6 protein-coding genes and 1 pseudogene are annotated in these 5,972 nt (G+C 71.9%); all 7 read right to left on the reverse strand.

From position 1 onward, the window contains the following. Window positions 1–244 precede the first annotated feature (244 nt). Window positions 245–1,033 (reverse strand): annotated as a pseudogene (locus AB0B89_RS34265) (serine/threonine-protein kinase); the annotation flags it as partial. A gap of 109 nt (window positions 1,034–1,142) precedes the next feature. Beyond that, window positions 1,143–1,361, reverse strand: coding sequence for a hypothetical protein (locus AB0B89_RS34270; protein WP_358561249.1), 219 nt, complete (start codon window positions 1,359–1,361; stop codon window positions 1,143–1,145). A 49-nt stretch (window positions 1,362–1,410) separates the two neighbouring features. Then, window positions 1,411–2,727 carry a glutamate-5-semialdehyde dehydrogenase gene (locus AB0B89_RS34275; RefSeq protein ID WP_358561252.1) on the reverse strand — a complete coding sequence of 439 codons (1,317 nt, stop codon included), beginning with the start codon at window positions 2,725–2,727 and terminating at the stop codon, window positions 1,411–1,413. Then, on the reverse strand, window positions 2,720–3,907 hold the full coding sequence (gene proB / locus AB0B89_RS34280) for a glutamate 5-kinase (protein ID WP_358561255.1): 1,188 nt from the start codon (window positions 3,905–3,907) through the stop codon (window positions 2,720–2,722). The genes AB0B89_RS34275 and proB overlap by 8 nt, the downstream gene beginning before the upstream one ends. 67 nt (window positions 3,908–3,974) lie before the next feature. Continuing rightward, entirely contained in the window at window positions 3,975–5,324 is a 1,350-nt protein-coding gene (obgE, locus tag AB0B89_RS34285) for a GTPase ObgE (protein ID WP_358561258.1), read from the reverse strand. A 188-nt stretch (window positions 5,325–5,512) separates the two neighbouring features. Beyond that, window positions 5,513–5,770 (reverse strand): 50S ribosomal protein L27, encoded by a 258-nt coding sequence (gene rpmA / locus AB0B89_RS34290; RefSeq protein ID WP_114032604.1) that lies wholly within the window; start codon window positions 5,768–5,770, stop codon window positions 5,513–5,515. A gap of 12 nt (window positions 5,771–5,782) precedes the next feature. Beyond that, window positions 5,783–5,972, reverse strand: a 190-nt coding sequence (gene rplU, locus AB0B89_RS34295) for a 50S ribosomal protein L21 (RefSeq protein WP_358561261.1), incomplete at its 5' end; no start/stop codon positions are given.

The raw sequence follows: 5,972 nt of genomic DNA on the forward strand, positions 1-5,972 counted from the left end.
AGGATCATGGGCGCCATGTGGACGAGGAAGTCGTTGAAGGTCAGCCCACCGCGGCTGGCGATGATGATGTTGGGCGGATCGCCGACCAGGGGGCCGGCAGCTCCTCGCCCGGCGCGTCCTCGCTCCGGCCCCGGCCGCCCGGCGGCTCCTCACCGCGTGCGCGTGCCGCCTGCGGCGCGTTGCGCGCCCCCGCCGGCGCGGCGGGCGCCGTGGCCCTGGCGAAGCGGGACAGCCGGTCGGCCAGCAGCGCCGCTGTGGGCCGCTTGGCGGGCTCCCTGTTGAGCGCCGCCCTGATCAAGGGCAGCAGCGAGCCGGGCACCCCGGCGAGGTCCGCGCGCCCGTTCAGGACGGCGTACATCTGCGCCTCGACGCTGCCCCTGCCGAACGTCGGGCGCCCGGTGGCGGCGAACGCCACCGTGGCCGCCCACGAATGGATGTCAGACGGCTCGCCGACGACCTCCTCGGCGAACACCTCGGGCGCGGAGTAGCCCGGCGTGCCGAGGAACGTGCCGGTCATCGTGAGCCGGGTGGCGTCCGACACCTGGGCGATGCCGAAGTCGATCAGCACGGGACCGTCGGGCCCCAGCACCACGTTGGCGGGCTTCACGTCGCGGTGGATCACCCCGGCCGCGTGGATGATGGCGATCGCGGTGGCCAGCCCCCTGGCGAGCTCGATCAGGTTGGGACCCGAAAGGGGCCCCTGCCGCCGCACCGCGTCGAGGAGGGTCTCCCCCTCGATGTGCTCCATCACCAGGTAGGGCCTGTCACCGGACAGGTCCGCGTCGAGGACGCGGGCGACATACGGGCTCTCGACCCGCCGCAGCGCCTGCACCTCGCGGTCGAGTCTTAATCGCGCCTCGGGGTCGTCCCCGATCGGATCGCGGAGCATCTTGACGGCGACCTTCACCCCGCGCCGACCGACGGCGAGGTAGACCTCGCCCATGCCACCGCGGCCGAGGCGCTCCACCATGGTGTACGGGCCGACTCGCCCGAGCCCGCCCACTCGCCGTCCGCCCATAGGAGACGCCACCATAGCGCCGATCCACTGATTTACCGTGACGGCGCGCCGGAAGCCAACAGGTTTTAACGGACACACCGGGATACGTGCCCCGGCCGGCCCGGCCGGGAGCCGGCGGAAACCGCTAGCGCGAGGAGTCCTCGAAGAGGTGGTCCAGGCGGGCGTCCGGACTCGCGGACAGGGCCTTCCTGCCGGTGCGCCGCCAGTTCACGTGACCTCGGCTCTCCAGCCACAGCATCAGCCGATCGGCCGCGACCACCACCGCGATGGCGTAGCCGAAGGCGAAGACGATCCCCATGGGGACAGTCAAACCCCCCGGCCCGTCGTACGCGAGGAGCGACACGCCGACCACACTGAGTCATCACTTCACGGGCCCCGCGCCAATCAGCTGATCAGGGTACGGCGGGCGGCCGGCCTCCGGCTATGACGGTGCCCGCGGAGGTGCGCAGGTGGCCCTCGCCGGTGTAGACCCACTTGGTGGAGGTCAGCTCAGGAAGGCCCATCGGCCCGCGGGCGTGCAGCTTCTGCGTGGAGATGCCGATCTCGGCCCCGAAGCCGAACTCCCCGCCGTCGGTGAACCTGGTAGAGGCGTTGACCGCCACCGCCGCCGAGTCGACCCGCGCGACGAAACGCCGGGCCGCGCCCTGCGACCGCGTGACGATCGCGTCGGTGTGCGCCGAGCCGTACCGCCGGATGTGCGCGACCGCCTCCTCCAGCGAGTCGACCACGGCCGCCGCGATGTCCAGGGAGAGGTACTCCTCACCGAAGTCCTCCTCGGTGGCGGGCACCACGACGCCTTCAGGGGCTCCCGCCGCGTACGAGGCGACACGCTCGTCGCCGTGCACGGTCACGCCCTCCTTGGCGAGCCGCGCCAGGGCCGCCGGTACGAACGCGTCGGCGACCTCCGCGTGGACCAGGAACGTCTCCGCCGCGTTGCACACCGACGGACGCTGGGTCTTGGCGTTGACGAGGATCTCCAGCGCCAGGTCCAGGTCGGCGTCGGCGTCCACGTACACGTGGCAGTTGCCGACACCGGTCTCGATCACCGGCACCGTGGACTCCTCCACCACCGAGTTGATCAGGGACGCGCCGCCGCGCGGGATCAGCACGTCGACCAGGCCCCTGGCGCGCATCAGGTGCTTCACCGAATCGCGCGTGGTGCCCGGCACCAGCTGCACGGCCCCCGAGGGCACCTCGGTGCCGCCGAGCGCGTCCTGCATGATCCGCACGAGGACGGTGTTGGACCGGTAGGCGCTGGAGGACCCGCGCAGCAGGACGGCGTTGCCGCTCTTGAGGCAGAGGGCGGCGGCGTCGACCGTGACGTTGGGGCGGCCCTCGTAGATGATGCCGACGACGCCCAGCGGCACCCTGATCTGCCGGAGCTCAAGGCCGTTCGGCAGCGTGCTCCCCCGCACGACCTCGCCGACCGGGTCGGGCAGCTCGGCCACCTCGCGCACCGCGCCCGCGATGGCCCCGACGCGCTTGTCGTCGAGCCTGAGCCTGTCGATCATCGTCTCGGGGGTGCCGCTCTCGCGTGCGGCGGCGACGTCGAGGGCGTTGGCCTCGACGATCTCCTTCGCGCGGGCCACCAGGGCGTCGGCGACGGCGCGCAGGGCGGCGTCCTTGGCGGAGCGCGGCAGCGGCGCCAGCTCGGCGGCGGCCTCCTTGGCGTCGTGGGCGACCCTCAGAAAGTCATCGGCCTCAGACATGCCTCGCGCTCCTGCTCTCGATGGTGGGATCCAGTATGACGATGTCGTCTCGGTGGATCAGCTCCCGCTCGTACTCAGGGCCGAGGTTCGCGGCCAGCTCGCGCGTGGAGCGGCCGAGGAGCTCGGGGATCTCCGCGGCGTCGAAGTTCACCAGCCCCCGGGCCACGGGCGTGCCGTGCGGGCTGTAGAGGTCGACCGGGTCGCCGGCGGTGAAGTCGCCCTCCACGAGTGTGACCCCGGCGGGGAGCAGCGACTTGCGCCGCATCACCACGGCCTCCACCGCCCCGGCGTCCAGGTGCAGGCGGCCCCTGCCGGTGGTCGCGTGGGCGAGCCAGAGCAGGCGGGTGCCCGGATGGCGGCCCTCCGGCTGGAAGTACGTGCCGACGTCCCTGCCCGCGAGGGCCTGCGCGGCGTGGGCGGCGGAGGTGAGCACGACGGGGACGCCCGCCCCCGTGGCGATGCGCGCCGCCTCGACCTTGGTGATCATGCCGCCGGTGCCGACCCGGCCCGACCGGCCGAGCTCGACGCCTTCGAGATCGGCCGGCCCGTTGACCTGGGGGATCCGCTGGGCGCCCGGCACCCGGGGGTCGCCGTCGTACAGGGCGTCCACGTCCGACAGCAGCACCAGCGCGTCGGCGTGGATCAGGTGGGCCACCAGGGCCGCCAGGCGGTCGTTGTCGCCGAAGCGGATCTCGTCGGTGGCGACCGTGTCGTTCTCGTTGACCACCGGGACGATGCCGAGCTCCAGGAGCCGCACCAGGGTCCGCTGCGCGTTGCGGTGGTGGGCCCGGCGCATCATGTCGTCCGCGGTGAGCAGGACCTGGCCCACGCGCAGGCCGTACCGGGCGAAGGAGGAGGTGTAGCGGGCGACGAGCACGCCCTGCCCGACCGAGGCCGCCGCCTGCTGGGTCGCGAGGTCACGCGGCCGGGCGGTCAGGCCGAGGGGCCCGAGCCCGGCGGCGATGGCGCCGGAGGACACCAGCACCAGCTGTGTGCCGTTCCCGGCGCGGGCGGCGAGGACGTCGACCAGGGCGTCCACCCGGTCGACGTCGATGGTGCCCTGCGGGGTCGTCAGCGACGACGACCCCACCTTGACGACCAGGCGTGAAGCAGCGGCCACCCGCTCCCGACCGGCGATGTCCACGCTCCGCACCCTTCGCTCGCTTACCTGCTGTCGCATGATCGCCGCGACCGGCGGACCCGTCCACCGTGCCGCGCCGGTAAGTCCCGGACGCCCGGTCGCCGGGCTACCCGAGGCGGTTGTCCGAGCCGCGCGGGCCCTGATTGGCCTCGGCGTCGAGCGTCGGATGCCAGTCGAAGATGTAGCCGCCCTCCATCGAGCCGATGACGACCTCGGCGCCGGCCTTGGCCCCCGCCTCGCTGAGCGCCTTCTCGATGCCCAGCCGTTCGAGGCGGTCGGCGAGGTAGCCGACGGCCTCGTCGTTGGTGAAGTCGGTCTGCTTGATCCAGCGCTCGGGCTTCTCGCCGGTGACCTGGAAGGTGTCGTCGTCGATCCGCCTGACCGTGAACCCGGCGTCGCCGAACTGCTTGGGACGGATGACCAGCCTGGTGGGCTCCTCGACGGGCTTGGCGGCCCTGGCGGCCGCCACCATCTCGGCCACGGCGAACGACAGCTCGCGCAGCCCCTCGTGGGTGGCCGCGGAGATCATGAAGACCTTGAGGCCCTTGTCCTCCAGCATCGGCCGCACCATGTCGGCGAGCTCGCGCGCCTCGGGGACGTCGGCCTTGTTGAGCACGGCGAGACGCGGGCGGTCGTCCAGCTCGCCGTAGGCGGCCAGCTCGGCCTCGATCACCCCGAAGTCGGTGAGCGGGTCACGCCCGGGCTCGATCGTGGCGCAGTCGATGACGTGGACGATCGTCGAGCACCGCTCCACGTGGCGCAGGAACTCGTGGCCGAGCCCCCGGCCCTCGGAGGCGCCGGGGATCAGCCCGGGCACGTCGGCGACGGTGAACACCGTCTCCCCCGCCGTGACGACACCGAGGTTGGGCACCAGCGTGGTGAACGGGTAGTCGGCGATCTTGGGCCGGGCGGCGCTCAGGGCCGCGATCAGCGACGACTTGCCGGCGTTCGGGAAGCCCACGAGCGCCACGTCGGCGACCGTCTTGAGCTCCAGCACGGCCTCGATCTCGTCGCCCTGCTCGCCGAGCAGCGCGAAGCCGGGGGCCTTGCGCTTGGTGGAGGCCAGGGCGGCGTTGCCGAGGCCCCCGTGACCGCCCTGGGCCACGACGTACCGCGTGCCGGCGCCGATGAGGTCGATCAGCACCTCGCCGGTCTTGGCGTCCTTCACGACCGTGCCGTTGGGGACCGGGAGGACCACGTCCTCGCCCCAGGCGCCGTCGCGGTTGGACCCGGCGCCCTGCTTGCCGTTCGCGGCCTTGCGGTGGGGCCGGTGGTGGTAGTCGAGAAGGGTGGAGGTGTTGGGGTCGACCTCCAGGATCACGTCACCCCCGCGCCCGCCGTTGCCCCCGTCGGGACCGCCGAGCGGCTTGAACTTCTCACGGTGGATGGACGCGCAGCCGTTTCCCCCGTCACCGGCCTTGACGTAAAGGACCACCTGGTCGACGAACTCAGCCACCGCTACTCCCTCTCACAAGCGTGCCCGTCTGGTCCACGCCGTGCCACCGCCGCGCTCCCCGCACCGGTGGTACCCCTTCACGACGATGAGGCGGATCGACAAGTCGATCCGCCTCATCAACGTTCTGGCCGGGCCCCCGTCCGCCGCGCTCTCGCGCGGGGCGGCGGCCCCTTTCCCGATCGGCGGATCTACTCCGCGGCCGGGACGATGCTCACAGCGCGGCGGCCGCGCTTGTTGCCGAACTGCACGTGACCGGCGATCAGCGCGAACAGCGTGTCGTCGCCACCCCGGCCCACGTTGTCACCCGGGTGGAAGTGGGTGCCGCGCTGGCGGACGATGATCTCGCCGGCGTTCACGAGCTGGCCGCCGAAACGCTTGACACCAAGCCGCTGGGCGTTGGAGTCACGGCCGTTCCGGGTGGACGAGGCGCCCTTCTTGTGTGCCATGGTTCGCTACCACTACTTCCCGGGGTTGATGCCGGTTACCTTCACCTGGGTGTACCGCTGACGGTGACCCTGGCGCTTCTTGTAACCAGACTTGTTCTTGTACTTGAGAATGCGAATCTTGGGGCCCTTGGTCTCGCCGAGAATCTCGGCGGTCACCTCGAACTTGCCAAGCGTGGCAGCGTCTGTGGTGACATCGCCGTCG

Origin of the sequence: Sphaerisporangium sp. NPDC049002 (assembly GCF_040649355.1) — a bacterium.
Lineage (GTDB): Bacteria > Actinomycetota > Actinomycetes > Streptosporangiales > Streptosporangiaceae > Sphaerisporangium.

Excerpts from the sequence above, each read along its gene's own strand:
- AB0B89_RS34275 (WP_358561252.1), bottom strand. The coding sequence starts at position 2,727 with ATGTCTGAGGCCGATGACTTTCTGAGGGTCGCCCACGACGCCAAGGAG.
- rpmA (WP_114032604.1), bottom strand. The coding sequence starts at position 5,770 with ATGGCACACAAGAAGGGCGCCTCGTCCACCCGGAACGGCCGTGACTCC.
- proB (WP_358561255.1), bottom strand. The coding sequence starts at position 3,907 with ATGCGACAGCAGGTAAGCGAGCGAAGGGTGCGGAGCGTGGACATCGCC.